This is a genomic window from Salinicola sp. NYA28a (assembly GCF_976982775.1).
In genome coordinates, this window is the sequence record NZ_OZ334582.1 from 3,766,694 (window position 1) to 3,780,859 (window position 14,166).

Consider the following 14,166-nt stretch of genomic DNA (forward strand, 5'->3'; position numbering starts at 1 on the left):
GTGTTCGAGCGAGCGGTGTTCAAGCCGGTGCGATTCTCAAGGCCGACAGGCGCGTTCATTGCTTTTCGCTGTGAACCTTGACATGGCCCACCTTGTCCTTGAAAACCTTCTCCTCGAACTCGACCTCCAGATGCTTGTCGCCTTTGGCTCGGACGCGATGGTACTCCAGACCACTGAAGCTCAGTTCCAGCTGGTCATCGTACTCTTCGAGCAGTTTCCTGAATTCGCCAACGGTAATGATCATGACCTCTCCTTTTTTCGAGGGAATGGTTCAAGGAAATGTTCTAGGGAACGTCGAACGCCTCCCGACACTCCAAGCCTAGACCATGACGCCGGGGGCGTTTCACCACCGTGTCATTCGGTCACAGAATGACCGTTGCCACCCGACCCCGAACCCCCGACCATGGTCACCCTAGCGCAGGACAGCGCTGGCGCGGCGCCTCATCGCCCTGTCGTCACCATTCGCGGATCGTTTCATCGTCCCCTCGTTTGCAGGGTCTTTTCCGCCAGGAGTATTAATTCATGAATCTTCGTTTTCTTTCCGCCGCCTTGCTGACCGCTTCCGTCGTCGCCTCCCCGATGGCCGCGGCCGTGAGCTTCGATAGCGTCAAGAAAAGCGCCGGCGAAATGTTGTCCGGCCAGTCCTCTCAGAACACCGATACCGCCGGTGGCGCCTCGCTGCTCGGCGCGCTGAGTTCCGGCTCCCTGAATCTGGGCAGCATGCAGAACGTGGCCGGCGTTCTCGGCTACTGCCAGGAACAGGGCTATACCGAAAGCACCACCGACAAGGTCAAGAACCGCCTGCTCGAGCAGATCGGCGGCCAGAGCCAGGCCGAGGAGAGCGACGGTTACCAGAAGGGGCTGGGCGGGCTGCTCGATAGCGGCAACGGCCAGACCTTCAGCCTGACCAACCTCAAGGATCAGGTCGGCGAGCGCGCCTGCGGCATGATTGCCGACAAAGCCATGTCCTCTTTCCTCGGCGGCTGATACCCGCCAGCGCATCGTACGCTGCCGCCATCGTCCACGACATGGCGTCATGGAAGAACGCCACGGCATGCGCCAGACTGGACACATGCCGATACTTCGCTCGTTTCGATTCCCGACCGCCGCCGCCCATACCCACAGGCGACGTTTCGCTTTTGCCCTGCTGCTGGCGACGCTGACGTCGCCAGCCCTGGCCGCCCCGCTGCCCGAGGCCGTTCGCGACAGTATCGCCGAGCAGGCGGGCAGCCTGCCGCGCAGTCACTCCCTGCTGGTCGCCATCGATGGCGACACCGTGATCGACGAAGGCTTTCGCGGCCACGGGACGAACGAGACGGCCAACATCAAGTCGCTTTCCAAGACGCTGATCTCGGCACTGGTGGGCGCGGCCATCGACCGCGGCGTGATCGAGAGCGTCGATCAGCCGGTGATCGAACTGCTGGGCGACCGGGTTCCCGCGGATATCGATCCGCGGGTGAGCGATATCACCGTCGGCAACCTGCTTTCGATGCAGGCGGGGCTCGAACCCACCTCCGGCGGCAACTATGGCGCCTGGGTGGCGAGTTCGAACTGGGTCACCGACGCGCTGGAACGCCCCTTCGTCGCCGAACTCGGCGGCCGCATGCTCTACTCCACCGGCAACAGCCACCTGCTCTCGGCGGCGCTCACTGAAGCGACGGGGCGCAGTACGCTGGCACTGACACGCGACTGGCTGGGCGATCCGCTGGGAATCGCGATTCCTCCCTGGACACGTGACCCGCAGGGCATCTATTTCGGCGGCAACGAGATGGGCCTGACACCGCAGGCGCTCCTGCGCTTCGGCGAGATGATCCGCCAGCGTGGGATCCGCGACGACCGCACGGTGCTCTCGGCCGACTGGATCGAACGCTCCTGGCAGCCGCGCACCCGCTCGTTCTTCAACGGCGACGATTACGGCTATGGCTGGTTCATCACTCGCATCGCCGGCGACCCCGTCTACTACGGCTGGGGCTATGGCGGCCAGCTGCTCTACGTGGTGCCATCTCGCGCCATGACCGTGGTGATGACCTCCGACCCGACGCCGCCATCCAACGGCAGCGCCTATCTGGAAGACGTCGAAGCGCTGATTGCCGAGTTGATCGAGGCGACCCATCGTCCCAATCAGGAATCCTCCCCGTGAAACATCCCCAACGAGACCGCGACAACTGGCACCTCACCACACCCGCCGCGCGATCGACACGCGGCACGGTAGCCTCGCAACACCGTGTAGCGGCGCAGGCGGGCGCCGCGCAGCTCGATGTCGGCGGCAACGCCATCGATGCTATCGTCGCCACCGCCTATGCGCTCAACGCCGTCGAGCCGTGGATGTGCGGGCTCGGCGGCGCCGGCTTCATGGTGATCTGGTTGGCGAAGGAACGGCGCGCCGTCGCGCTCGATTTCCAGGGCGTGCTCGCCGGTGATACGCGACTCGAGGATTATCCGGTCGATCCGGCTCTGCCGGCGACGCCAATGGGCTTTCCCGGCGTGGTCGACAACGCCAATATCGAAGGCTACCGCTCGATCACGGTTCCCGGCGCCGTGGCCGGGCTCGATCACGCGCTCGCCCGTTTCGGCACCCGGCCACGTACCGACATCATGGCACCCGCGATCGCCCTGGCCGAGCGGGGCCTGCACGTCGACTGGTTCACCAGCCTGCAGATCGGCGTCTGCGCCAGAACGCTGGCCCGCGATCCGGTATCTCGTTCGATCTATCTGCCTGGCGGGCATCCGGCGACGCCGGAGAGCCGGCTGCGCATTCCGCAACTGGCAGACACCCTGCGCGAGATCGCCGAGAACGGCGCCGACACTTTCTATCGCGGCGCCTTGGCCGAGAAGATCGTTGGCGATCTGCAAGCGGGCGGCTCGCGCATCTCGCGGGAGGATCTCGCCGCCTACGAGGTATTCGAATACGCCCCCATGGCCGCCGAGCATCGCGGCTACACGCTCTATACGCCGGGCGAGGTTTCCGGCGGCCTGCGCCAGCGCGAGATGCTGGCGCACGCGCTAGAGGCGATGCCGACCCCGCCGGAAACGCCGACACCGGAGACCTGGCTCGTTTACGCCGAAGCGCTGGAACACTGCTGGAAGCGGCACAAGATTCGCAACGGCGTGCTAACGGAGACGGACGGTGAACAGGGCGCCTGCACCTCGTCGATGTCATCGGTGGACGCCGAAGGCAACATGGTGGCGCTCACCTATACCCTGCTCAACCGCTTCGGCTCCGGCGTCACGCTGCCCTCGACCGGCATGCTGATGAACGACAGCGTCAGCTACTTCGACCCGCGCCCCGGCTATCCCACGACGATGGAAGGCGGCAAGCGCATCAACTCCTCGAACATGTGCCCGACGGTAGCGGTGAAGGGCGGCGAGGCGCGCTTCTCGGTGGGCGCCTCCGGCGGCAACCTGATCATGCCGGCAGTGACCCAGGTAGCCGCGCTGATGATGGACTTCGACATGAGTCTGGAAGATGCCGTGCATCATCCGCGCCTGGACGCCAGCTATCGCGGTTCGGTCCGTGTCGACCCGCGCTTCGATCCCGAGACACTGGCGAAGCTGGGCGAGCGCTTCGAGCTGGAGATCGCCCAGCAACTGGTATTTCCCAAGCTTTATGCCTGCGTCTCGGCGGTTTCGCGAGATCCCGAAAGCGGCGAGTGCACCGGCATCAACGACCCGACCCAGCCGGTCGGCGGCGGTGCCGCACCGGCGCCGTTTCAGATTGAACCGCTCGACGACGAGCCGGTCGTGCGCCCCTGATTCACTACCAGGATTCCGAGATGTCTATCGTTGTATCAATACCGGGTGTGGATAAAACAAACTGGTGGATCGAGCAGCTTCAGGCCCTGCTCCCGGACTGGACGATCCGCCCCATTCACGACCCGGGTGATGTCGAGGCAGTCACCTATGCCGTGGTGTGGAAGCCGGCAACCGGCGCTTTCCTGCCCTTCCCCAATCTCAAGGCGATCGTCTCGCTGGGCGCCGGCATCGACCATGTGCTGGCCGATGCCGAACTGCCGCGCCAGATGCCGATCATCCGCACTGTGGGCACGGACCTGACCCAGCGCATGCGCGAGTACGTGGCGCTGCACGTGCTGCGCCATCATCGCGACATGCCGGCCATTGCCGCCAACCAACGAGAGAAGCGCTGGAAACAGCTGGTCGTGCCGCCGGCGACGCAGCGCCGCGTGGGCGTCATGGGGCTGGGCAATCTCGGCGGCACCGCGGCGCGAACGCTGGCCTCGCTCGGCTTCGAGACACTGGGCTGGTCGCGCACGAAGCGGAAGATCGAAGGTGTCACCACTTATGCCGGCGATGCCGAGTTCGGCGCTTTTCTCGCGCGCTGCGAGATCCTGGTCTGCCTGCTGCCATTGACCGAGGCGACGACGGGGATTCTCGACGCCGACCTTTTCGCTACCCTGCCGCGTGGTGCGAGCGTGATCAACGCCGGTCGCGGCCCTCATCTGGTCGAAGGCGACCTGCTCGACGCGCTGGAAAGCGGCCAGTTGAGCCACGCCACGCTGGATGTCTTCCATATCGAGCCGTTGCCGAGCGAGCATCCGTTCTGGGCGCATCCCGCCATCACGGTCACGCCGCACATCGCCTCGCTGATCGACGCGCCGACCGGCAGTCGCATCGTCGCCGCCAATATCGAACGCTTCGAGGCGACCGGGCACGTCGAGGATCTGGCCGACGCCGAACGCGGATACTAGCCTGTTGCCCGCTGTGATGACGCCTCCAATCACCCCATGGCACTATGCCGACCATGATCCAAGCCAATGACCAGCGACTCACGATACCTCATGTATGACAATAAGCTCGCCACGATATCAGAAGTCTCGAAACTACTTGGCTTGTCACCCAGCACGCTGCGCCGCATGGAAGTGGAAGGGGAGCTCACCCGCTACGGCCTGACGGTCATCTACACACCCGGGGGGCAGCGTCGATATTTGTTCAATCCCACACGGCACCTCTATTCACAGCAGGGTTTCTCAGCCCCCCTCGCTTTCGGTCAGCGGCCAGCGCTACTGATCCGCGACTTGACCATAGGTTTCTGCACCGCCGAAAGTCAGTTATGCGTTCAACTCGACGATCAACTCAACGCAGCACGCACTCTGATCGAAACCTTCGCCGCCCAAGGCCATCCAGTAATATTTAGCCGCACGGTCTACGACCCCGCCCACGCCTTTTCAGCGCTCTGGGGCGAGAAATTCCCGGCCATGCGCATCCTCGAGGCGGAGTCGCACTGGATCCGGAAGCATGAGGCACTTGCGAACTACGCCTACGACCTGGAACTCAGTACCCACTACGTCTCGGATCTGAAGGCATCCAAGCTGGAAGCATTTCTGGATCGAAATCGGATCGATACCGTGGTCTTGGCGGGGGTTACCACCAGCGGCAGCATACGCACCAATGCCATCGACCTGTTCCAGAGCGGCCGCCGGACGGTGATTCCCAGCGAGGCTGTCGCCGACCGCACACGGCCGCTACAGGACTTCACCTTGCTTGACCTCAACTCCCGCTATGCCGAAGTCACCACGCTCTCCCGCACGCTGGCCGAATTGGCGTAAAGCGGTTGACAACCGCCTGACGAAGGGCGTAATGATAATAGCGCCTGGTAAGTTTGGTAGGTTTTAGCCAGGCGCGCCTTGAATCGCGACAATCTGACGATCGCTCCCACAGGACGGTCACATAAGATCGCGGCCATGAGCCTACGCCAGCCAGAACTCCGACAAGACGAACAAACACAAACCGTCAGGAGCCATGGCATGACCCTTTCCACTCAACTGCGCGAAATCGCGGCGATACCCAGCGGCGGCCCTAACGTCGCGATCGCCCTGGACCACGTCGAAAAGCACTTCGAGGACCAGCAGGGCAACCCGATCCCGGTGATCCGTAACATTACCCTGGATATTCGGGAGCACGAGTTCATCAGCATCGTCGGGCCCAGCGGCTGCGGCAAAAGCACGATGTTCAACATCATCGCCAACCTGCTCGAGCCCAGCGCCGGCAGCATCACCCTGCGCGGCAGCCACCCGATCCGCGGCGCCCACATCGGCTACATGCTGCAGCGCGATCTGCTGTTCCCCTGGCGAACCATCCTGGAGAACGTCGCTCTCGGACTTGAGGTGGCCGGTGTTCCCCGCGCCAGACGTTTGGCGATGTCCCGAGAGTACCTGGAGCGCTACAACCTGGCGGATTTCGCCGACGCCTATCCACATACGCTGTCCGGTGGCATGCGCCAACGGGTGGCGCTGATCCGCACTTTGATCACCGATCCCGATGTGATCCTGCTCGACGAACCGTTCTCGGCGCTCGACTACCAGACCCGACTGGTGCTGGAAGAGGAGATCCTGTCAATCCTCAAGTCGTTCGACAAGACGGTGGTGCTGATCACCCACGACATTGGCGAGGCAATCGCAATGTCGGATCGCGTCGCGGTCATGACCCAGCGTCCGACCTCGGTCAAGCGGCTCTACGAGGTCGGCCTGTCGCGACGACTGGGCTCTTGTCTCAAGGCCCGCAGCGATCCCCGATACCAGACTCTGTTCGACCAGATCTGGGCCGATCTCGACATTCAAATGGGAGGACAGGCATCGTGAGCACGGCATCGCTCTATACTAGGCGTATCGAAGTTTCGGCCGGCGGGACCAAGCCCAGAAAGCACCAGGATCATTCTCTATGGAAGGAGAACCTATGGCGGCTGGCCATCGTCGCAGTACTGATCGTCGCCTGGCAGTTCGCGGTCGACTTCGGCTGGGTCAACGCCTTCCTGATGGGCTCGCCCGGTGGCATTGCCATCGAAGCTTGGCGCCAGTTGCAAAGTGGACAATTACTCAGCGACACCTGGACCACCCTCTACGCCACCATCGTCGGCTTCCTGCTAGGTAGTATCGGCGGTTCGATGGCCGGTCTGCTACTGTGGTATTCGCGCCATGTCGCCCGCATCATCGACCCCTTTGTGGTCGCCCTCAACGGGCTGCCCAAGATCTCGCTGGCACCGATGATCATTATCTGGTTCGGATCGGGCATGCTGTCCAAGGTGGCTCTGGCATTCATCGCCACCTTCATCGTCGCGTTGCTGAGCGCCTACCAAGGTACTCACCAGATCGATGCCAACCTAGTCAACCTGATGCGCTCATTGGGTGCCACCAAGCGTCAGATCTTCCTCAAGGTAGTTGTCCCCGCGACCCTGCCGTGGATCATCTCCGCCTTCCGCCTCAACATCGGCTTTGCCCTGATCGCCGAGATCGGCGGCGAGTTCATCGCCTCGGACAAGGGGCTCGGCCGCTCGATATTCGTCGCCGGCAATCTGTTCAACCTGAACGCGGTATGGGTTGGCGTGCTGACCCTGATGCTCGTCGCCATTGCTCTCTATCTCGTGGTGTCCAGGATCGAAAGATACCTGCTGCCCTGGGAGAGCCGCTGATCCGTCATCGACTTCACCATACCAGCGTATATCCCACGCCGAACAAACCCTCCACAAGTCCAACAAAGGAAGTGAACCATGACAGCGTCTCGTCTCCTCGCCCTGCCCCTGCTGCTCGGCAGCTTGGGCTGGCTGCCTGCCACCCAAGCCGCCGATGGCGATCCGGATACCGTCCTGGTCACCGAGGCCTTCCACAGCCTGCTCTATCTGCCGGTCTATGTGGCCCGTCACGAGGGCATTTTCGCCGCCCACGGCATCGAAGTACCGGTAGTGCGCTCGGCAGGATCTGGCCCCACCGCACTGGCTTCGGTGTTGGCCGGCGAGGCACAGTTCTCGGTGCATGGCCCAGAGCATGTCGGCTTCGCTCAGGAAAAAGGCGGTCATGCCAAGGCCGTCAGTGCCGTCGCCAACAGCGCTCCAGTGTGGGCGCTGGCCAAGACCCAATTCGAGTACGATGGCCCAGCCGATCTGAAAGGCAAGACGGTGGCCGTCGGCCTGGCCCCGGGAACCTCCAACACGCTGCTGAAACGCCTACTGGCTGACAACGACCTGTCCTATCAAGGTGATGTACATGTCTCCGAAGTGCAGAACGGGTCGGAGCTCGGACCAGTGCTGGCTGGTCAGGCCGATGTCGCCATCGCCTACCAGCCACAGGTCGAACAGGGCATCTCTCAGGGCCTGAAGATCATTCATGACTTCACCCAGGATTATCCCGAATATGCTTTCTCGACTATCAACACCTCACAGTCGCTGATCGATGATGATCCTGATCTGGTCCAGCGCTTTGTCAGTTCGATCAACGAATCTCTGCACTTGATCCACGACGATCCGGAAGGAGCCATGGCGGTTGCCCGAGAAGAATTCGCCAGTCTGGATGGGGATACTGTCGACGACGCCGTGCAACGCATGATCGATCGCAATGTCTATCCCTCCAATGTCACGATCACCCAGCAAGCCTTCGACAATGCCATCGACATGCAGAAGTTCGTGGGCAATATCACCGGCGACATGGTCTATGACGACATCGTCGATCCCAGTTTCGCCGAGACCGCTCTTGAGGAGGACGCCCAGTGACCCTTGCGGAGGCCATTGCCCAAGTCCGGGCCGCGTCCGTCGACGCGGCCACCGTGCCGCTGTTCGGTCCCAAGGGGGCCTGCCCCACCGATCAGGAAGCCCGACATCATGAATGATCATGCGCCTGAACCACGTTCCATCGCCGAGGCCCACTACCTGCTGTGTCGGCGCAAGATTAGCCCCAGCGAACTGCTCGAGGAGTCTCTCACTCGACTGACACGTCTGGAGCCTCATGTTCACGCCTGGGTAGCTTGCGATATCGAGAGCGCCCGCCGCCAGGCGGTGGCGCTGGACGCACGCCTGTCGCGGGCACAGGACCTGCCGCCTCTGTTCGCGATTCCTTATGGGGTCAAGGATATTTTCCATACCCGGGACTTTCCTACCGAAGCCGGCTCCCGAGTGCTGCAGGGCTTTCGCAGCGAAGGCGACGCCACCGCGGTGGAGCGGCTGGCGGCCCAGGATGCGATCCTGATCGGCAAGACGACGACCACCGAATTCGCCAACTGGGGCACGCCGCCGCCCACCGTCAACCCCTGGCGCGACGGCCATACGCCGGGCGGCTCCAGTAGCGGTTCGGCAGCCGCGGTCGCCGCCGGCATGGTCATGACCGCGCTCGGTACGCAGACCGCCGGGTCGCTATCGCGCCCCGCCGCTTACAATGGACTGACCGTGCTCAAGGCCAGCTATGGGCGAATCAGCAAAGCCGGAGTGATCCCCGCCAGTTGGAGCCTGGACCACGTCGGCGCCTTTACCCGCAGCGTCGAGGACAGCCTGCTGGTTTATCAGGCGCTAGCAGGGCCGGACCCGCGCGACGAGACCACATGGACGCTGCCCGCTCAATCGTTGTCGCTGAAGGGCGAGATCGCGGGCCAAACCATCGGCTGGCTTCGACATCCGCACTTCGCCACCAACGACGGCGATGTCGTTGCGGCGCTCGATGACGCCCGACGGACGCTGGAAACGCTGGGCATACGCTGTATCGACATCGCGCCGCCGCCAGGGTTCGAGGACGCTGTTGCCGCGCAGCAGATCATCATGCAGGCCGAGACGACCAACTTCCATGCAGATCGCTACTATCAGCACCCGCATCGCTACGGCGACTACTTGCAGGCATTCATCAGCGAGGGGCTCACTATCTCCGCCAACGACTACCTGCGAGCCCAGCGCATCCGCCAGCAGTATCGCCAAGCCTTCGCCAGCTTGTACGACAAAGTCGATCTGCTGATGACCCCGGCCGCACCGACGACGGCGCCTCTGGGGCTGCACGCGACCGGGTCACCGGCCTTCAATCTGCCGTTCACCAACCTGGGTGTGCCGACACTCGTCCTCCCGGTGGGTCTGAGCGCTGACACGCGACTTCCAGTCGGGATGCAATTGATCGCTCCCAATCTGGAGGAACAGCGTCTGATCCATGTCGGCCACCGTTATCAGCAGGAGACCGATTGGCATCGCCGTTGGGCTCCGAATGTGATCTGAGACATGAAGTGAAGCGACTCTGTCAATCATCGCCTCCAATAGTCGGCGCGCACATCGCCTCGCTGATCGACGCGCCGACCGGCAGCCGCATCGTCGCCGCCAATATCGAACGCTTCGAGGCGACCGGGTACGTCGAGGATCTGGCCGACGCCGAACGCGGGTATTGATGGCGCCACCGATCATCGCGGCCGGTATCAACCTCAGCCGCACGCCGAGGCGACAACTTGCTAAACTGGCGCCACAGAGGATCGGGATATCGACCAATCTTTCACGCGCATGCTAAGGGGACATATGGCTAGCAAAAAGGACAACACCGCGAGTCATCGCAACATCAGATCGTGGCTGACCGATATGGACGGCGTGCTGGTGCACGAAAACAAGGCCATTCCCGGCGCGGCGGACCTGATCAACCAATGGCGGGAGCGGGAGATTCCGTTTCTGGTACTGACCAACAATTCGATCTTCACGCCCCGCGATCTCAGCGCGCGCCTGCGGCACAGCGGCCTCGAAGTTCCGGAAGAGAAGATCTGGACCTCGGCGCTCGCTACGGCAGCATTCCTGCGCGATCAGGCACCGGGCGGCTCGGCTTTCGTCGTCGGCGAGGCGGGGTTGACCACGGCGATCCATGAAGCCGGCTTCATCATGACCGATGCCAAGCCGGACTACGTGGTGATCGGCGAAACCCGCTCCTACTCGTTCGAGGCGATCACCAAGGCGATCCGCCTGATCAATCAGGGCGCGCGCTTCATCTGCACCAATCCGGATGCCACCGGGCCCAGCCAGGAAGGCGTGCTGCCGGCCACCGGTGCGGTCGCCGCGCTGATCACCGAAGCGACGGGGCGCAAGCCGTATATCGTCGGCAAGCCCAACCCGATGATGTTCCGTTCGGCGCTCAACAAGCTGGGCGTGCACTCCGATGGCACCGGTATGATCGGCGACCGCATGGATACCGATATCGTCGCCGGTATCGAGGCGGGCATGCACACGGTACTGGTGCTGAGCGGCATCGCCGACAAGGCCGATATCGAACGCTATCCGTTCCGGCCCAAGGAGATCCTGTCGTCGGTGGCGGAACTGGTGGACAAGTAACGCTACCCGCGTCGTCGAGGCGGCGTTTCCCGCGCCGCCTCGGCTCAAGTCTCCGACAGCAGACGCTCACCCAGCAGTCGGCCGTTCTCCAGGCAGTCCCCCACCGCGATACCGCCGCGCCAGTTGCCCGCCAGGTGCAGGCCTGGATGGCCCTGAAGCGCCGCATCCAGCGCCGCGATGCGCTCCAGGTGACCGAGCTCGTACTGCGGGATGGCCTGCGGCCAGCGCGTCACCTTCTGCCATACCGGTTCGCCGCGAATGCCCAGCAGATCGCGCAGCTCATCGAGCACCCGCGCGACCTGCGTATCGTCGTCGCCGTCCGCCGCCGACGGATCCTGCCGCCCGCCGATGAACACGTTGAGCAGCTTGTGTCCGGCCGGTGCGCGGTTAGGGAACAGCGTCGACGAGAATAGCGCGCCCAGCGTGCGCCGCTTTTCGGCGCGTGGGATCAGCACGCCGAAGCCGTCCAGCGGATGGACGATATCCTGCTCGCGAAAGCCCAGCGCAATGGCGTTGACCGGCGGATAGACGATGCGCTGGAGCGGCTCCGCCAACGCCGGGTCCAGCGGCTGCAGGAGCCGGGCGGCGACCGGCGCGGGCACCGCCAGCACCAGCGACCTGGCTCGCCACTCCCCGCCGTGATCATCCGTGACGACCCACTGTTCGCCGTCGCGACGAATGCCCTGCACGGAGCGATCGGTGTGGATGGCGGCCGTCGGCTGGGCCGTGATGCGCTCCGCCAGCCGGTCGGCCAGATGCTGCAGCCCCTGCGGGAAGCTCACCAGCTTGCCGCGCCATTCGGCCGGCACGCCGCCGGGATCACGACGCGCCTGACGCAGCCGTTTCATCCCGCCGAGGATCAGCGAGCGATGTTCCTGCTCGATGGCGGCCAGGCGCGGCATGGCCGCCTGAACGGACAGCCTGCACGGATCGCCTGCATAGACGCCGGAGACGAACGGATCGACCATGCGCGCGAGAATGCGCGGGCCGAGTCGCCGTTCGACGAAGGCGGCCAGGGTTTCCTCCGGCGCGCTCGAACGGCCGATGAACGGCTCGCGAGCCAGTCGTGCCCAGCCGCGCCAGCCGATGAGCGGGCTGACCAGGGCGTCCAGCGGTTTCATCGGCAGCGCCACCGGCTCGCCGTTCATCACGACGTAGCGCTTGTTGGCAACGGCATTGGCGGGTTGCGCCTCGTCGAGCAGGTCGAGCTCTTCCAGCAGCGCATAAAGGGGGGGCTTCATGATGACGGTGTTGGGCCCGTGCTCGATCTGCCACTCGCCATCGCGCTCGGTACGAAGGTTACCGCCGACGTGGGAGTTGCCCTCCAGCAGGGTGACATGTCGTCCGCGCTTGACCAGCGCCCAGGCCGCCGCCAGCCCGGTGGCGCCAGCGCCGACGATCAAGGTATCGGAAAGGGCCTCGCTGGGGGAACGAGGCGTCGCGGTCGAAACGTCTGCAGCCTGACTGTCCATGATGACTCGCACGAGAAAATGTCATTGGCAGTCTACGCAGACACCACGCAACCTGCATCCGGCCGGCATGCGGCGACTTGCCGCTACGCCGGCCGATCGCGCGGCTCAGCCATGGGACGGATCGTCGGACTCGCCCGGATGGCAGCCAGGCGCCGCCGGATAGAGGCCGCAGTCTGCCTTCACCGCGGTTTCCTCGTGCGGCGTGCCGTCCGGCGCCCAGTCGTAATCGACCAGCTGCGCACGGTAGACCTGGTTGGTGACGTAGTCGTCGCTCGGCATCGACTTGCCGAAGAACGGGCTCACGTACTCCCAGACGGTCTCGCCTTCCGGGGTGACCTGGAACAGGCGGCCGTTCTGGCCTTCATCGATCAGCGTGTTGCCGTTGGGCAACCGCCGCGCGCTCGAGATGAACGAACTGTAGAAGGTATACGGCGCGCCGCCCGACATGTTGCCGGTGTATTGCCAGACGATCTTGCCGCTGCTCGGATCGACCTCGATCACGCGGGACGACGAGAAGAACCCCTGCCTGGCAGGCGGAAAGCCGGCATTGCCCTGGTTGTCGAAGATCAGCATGTTGCCCGCGCCCGGCAACCCTTCGGGGATCAGATGAACATCATGGGAACCCACGGTCTGATCGACCGGCCGACCAAGCTTGCCGTTGAGCTGTAGCGCCGGCATGTCAGGGCCAATTCGCCAGACGATCTCCCCGCTCTGTCGATCGACGATGAAAGTGACATTGGCATTGCGGGAATTGACCAGGATATTGTCCGGCGCGAAACGCTCGTCCCCCGCGTCGTACCAGTGATTGGGCCCGACGGGCACCGCCGTGTTCAGATGCAGGAAGTCGGGATCCTCGGAATCCTTGAGCGACCGCAGGCCGGCGTCGGAAAAGCCCATCTCGTCGAGATGGTCGCCCGCCTTCCATTCCCAGACGACCCGGCCGTCATCATCGACCTCCTCGATACCGTTCTCGATGATCGGGTAGTCGAAGCCGTTGAGCTCGCGCATCTCGGCGGTCATCACCAGGTTGTTGCCGTTGGGCAGGCGACGCATGTCGTGGTGCTGATAGACCGGGTTCTGCTGGCTGCCCCATTGCCACTGCACTTTGCCGTCCCAGTCCACCTCGGCGACAGAGGCGTTGGTCAGCCCGTTGCCGGGGCTGGCGTGTTCCGGGAGTTCTTTCGCCCGTGCCAGTTGCACCAGCAGGTGGCCTTTCTCGTCGTTGGTCTGGTCGGCACTCAAGGCCACCGGCGGGAAGCTTTCGTAGTCCCAGCGGTGAACCTCGTTGCCGTTCATGTCGATCAGATGGGTCTTTCCGTCACCGCCGGGGAACAGCACAAAGCCGTTGTAGGCCCGCTCGGGATCGTAGTAGGTCGTGCCGGTGGGAAAGCTGCTGGGCAAGGCGACCGCTGCGGTTGCCGTTGCCGTCAACAGGACACCCAGTAACATCGAAACGGATCGTGTCCGTGACATCATCGCTCGTCGCTCCTTCGTCGAGTCCCGCCCTGGCGGATTGAGCCGGCACGTCGGTGTGCCGGCGATCTCAGTCAGGCCGATGACGGCGCTCCCTCGTCGTCGGCCTTCCGATAGACCTGCGCAATGGCGTTTCGATCCCTGATCCGCAACGTTTCG

The 14,166-nt window shown here is 63.7% G+C and carries 14 protein-coding genes; 11 read left to right on the forward strand and 3 right to left on the reverse strand.

Annotation, left to right across the window (positions count from 1 at the left end; translation table 11 throughout):
• Positions 1 to 55 precede the first annotated feature (55 nt).
• Positions 56 to 244 (reverse strand): hypothetical protein, encoded by a 189-nt coding sequence (locus ACWHY3_RS16980; RefSeq protein ID WP_448127066.1) that lies wholly within the window; start codon positions 242 to 244, stop codon positions 56 to 58.
• 278 nt (positions 245 to 522) lie between these two features.
• Here ACWHY3_RS16980 and ACWHY3_RS16985 point away from each other — a divergent pair, with 278 nt between their 5' ends.
• The 11 genes from ACWHY3_RS16985 to ACWHY3_RS17035 all read left to right on the forward strand — a co-directional run bounded on the left by ACWHY3_RS16985 (position 523) and on the right by ACWHY3_RS17035 (position 11,062).
• Positions 523 to 987 carry a DUF2501 domain-containing protein gene (locus tag ACWHY3_RS16985; protein WP_448127067.1) on the forward strand — a complete coding sequence of 155 codons (465 nt, stop codon included), beginning with the start codon at positions 523 to 525 and terminating at the stop codon, positions 985 to 987.
• Positions 988 to 1,036: 49 nt separating this feature from the next.
• A complete protein-coding gene (locus ACWHY3_RS16990) occupies positions 1,037 to 2,140 on the forward strand; it encodes a serine hydrolase domain-containing protein (protein ID WP_448127068.1) in 1,104 nt (367 codons plus the stop codon).
• The gene (locus ACWHY3_RS16995; RefSeq protein WP_448127069.1) at positions 2,137 to 3,753 is read left to right on the forward strand and encodes a gamma-glutamyltransferase family protein; all 1,617 of its coding nucleotides are present in this window, start codon (positions 2,137 to 2,139) and stop codon (positions 3,751 to 3,753) included. The genes ACWHY3_RS16990 and ACWHY3_RS16995 overlap by 4 nt, the downstream gene beginning before the upstream one ends.
• A 20-nt stretch (positions 3,754 to 3,773) precedes the next feature.
• A complete protein-coding gene (locus tag ACWHY3_RS17000) occupies positions 3,774 to 4,706 on the forward strand; it encodes a 2-hydroxyacid dehydrogenase (RefSeq protein WP_332779671.1) in 933 nt (310 codons plus the stop codon).
• Between the two features lie 90 nt (positions 4,707 to 4,796).
• Positions 4,797 to 5,564: an isochorismatase family protein gene (locus ACWHY3_RS17005; RefSeq protein WP_448127070.1), complete on the forward strand. Its 768-nt coding sequence runs from the start codon at positions 4,797 to 4,799 to the stop codon at positions 5,562 to 5,564.
• Between the two features lie 198 nt (positions 5,565 to 5,762).
• Entirely contained in the window at positions 5,763 to 6,596 is an 834-nt protein-coding gene (locus ACWHY3_RS17010) for an ABC transporter ATP-binding protein (protein WP_332779673.1), read from the forward strand.
• The gene (locus tag ACWHY3_RS17015) at positions 6,593 to 7,423 is read left to right on the forward strand and encodes an ABC transporter permease (protein WP_448127071.1); all 831 of its coding nucleotides are present in this window, start codon (positions 6,593 to 6,595) and stop codon (positions 7,421 to 7,423) included. The genes ACWHY3_RS17010 and ACWHY3_RS17015 overlap by 4 nt, the downstream gene beginning before the upstream one ends.
• A gap of 78 nt (positions 7,424 to 7,501) precedes the next feature.
• Positions 7,502 to 8,497 carry an ABC transporter substrate-binding protein gene (locus ACWHY3_RS17020; protein ID WP_332779678.1) on the forward strand — a complete coding sequence of 332 codons (996 nt, stop codon included), beginning with the start codon at positions 7,502 to 7,504 and terminating at the stop codon, positions 8,495 to 8,497.
• 108 nt (positions 8,498 to 8,605) lie between these two features.
• Positions 8,606 to 9,973, forward strand: coding sequence for an amidase (locus ACWHY3_RS17025; protein ID WP_448127072.1), 1,368 nt, complete (start codon positions 8,606 to 8,608; stop codon positions 9,971 to 9,973).
• An 8-nt stretch (positions 9,974 to 9,981) separates the two neighbouring features.
• A complete protein-coding gene (locus ACWHY3_RS17030) occupies positions 9,982 to 10,140 on the forward strand; it encodes a hypothetical protein (RefSeq protein ID WP_448127073.1) in 159 nt (52 codons plus the stop codon).
• Between the two features lie 124 nt (positions 10,141 to 10,264).
• The gene (locus ACWHY3_RS17035) at positions 10,265 to 11,062 is read left to right on the forward strand and encodes an HAD-IIA family hydrolase (protein ID WP_448127074.1); all 798 of its coding nucleotides are present in this window, start codon (positions 10,265 to 10,267) and stop codon (positions 11,060 to 11,062) included.
• A gap of 44 nt (positions 11,063 to 11,106) precedes the next feature.
• On the opposite strand, the gene hemG is transcribed toward ACWHY3_RS17035, so the two are convergent.
• Positions 11,107 to 12,534 (reverse strand): protoporphyrinogen oxidase, encoded by a 1,428-nt coding sequence (gene hemG / locus ACWHY3_RS17040; protein ID WP_448127075.1) that lies wholly within the window; start codon positions 12,532 to 12,534, stop codon positions 11,107 to 11,109.
• Between the two features lie 105 nt (positions 12,535 to 12,639).
• On the reverse strand, positions 12,640 to 13,983 hold the full coding sequence (locus ACWHY3_RS17045; protein ID WP_448127076.1) for an aryl-sulfate sulfotransferase: 1,344 nt from the start codon (positions 13,981 to 13,983) through the stop codon (positions 12,640 to 12,642).
• Positions 13,984 to 14,166 lie beyond the last annotated feature (183 nt).

Bases quoted from the DNA above. Each gene is read 5' to 3' on its own strand.
- ACWHY3_RS16980 (WP_448127066.1), bottom strand. From the start codon at position 244: ATGATCATTACCGTTGGCGAATTCAGGAAACTGCTCGAAGAGTACGAT.
- ACWHY3_RS16985 (WP_448127067.1), top strand. From the start codon at position 523: ATGAATCTTCGTTTTCTTTCCGCCGCCTTGCTGACCGCTTCCGTCGTC.
- ACWHY3_RS16990 (WP_448127068.1), top strand. From the start codon at position 1,037: ATGGAAGAACGCCACGGCATGCGCCAGACTGGACACATGCCGATACTT.
- ACWHY3_RS17000 (WP_332779671.1), top strand. From the start codon at position 3,774: ATGTCTATCGTTGTATCAATACCGGGTGTGGATAAAACAAACTGGTGG.
- ACWHY3_RS17005 (WP_448127070.1), top strand. From the start codon at position 4,797: ATGTATGACAATAAGCTCGCCACGATATCAGAAGTCTCGAAACTACTT.
- ACWHY3_RS17010 (WP_332779673.1), top strand. From the start codon at position 5,763: ATGACCCTTTCCACTCAACTGCGCGAAATCGCGGCGATACCCAGCGGC.
- ACWHY3_RS17020 (WP_332779678.1), top strand. From the start codon at position 7,502: ATGACAGCGTCTCGTCTCCTCGCCCTGCCCCTGCTGCTCGGCAGCTTG.
- ACWHY3_RS17025 (WP_448127072.1), top strand. From the start codon at position 8,606: ATGAATGATCATGCGCCTGAACCACGTTCCATCGCCGAGGCCCACTAC.
- ACWHY3_RS17035 (WP_448127074.1), top strand. From the start codon at position 10,265: ATGGCTAGCAAAAAGGACAACACCGCGAGTCATCGCAACATCAGATCG.
- hemG (WP_448127075.1), bottom strand. From the start codon at position 12,534: ATGGACAGTCAGGCTGCAGACGTTTCGACCGCGACGCCTCGTTCCCCC.
- ACWHY3_RS17045 (WP_448127076.1), bottom strand. From the start codon at position 13,983: ATGTTACTGGGTGTCCTGTTGACGGCAACGGCAACCGCAGCGGTCGCC.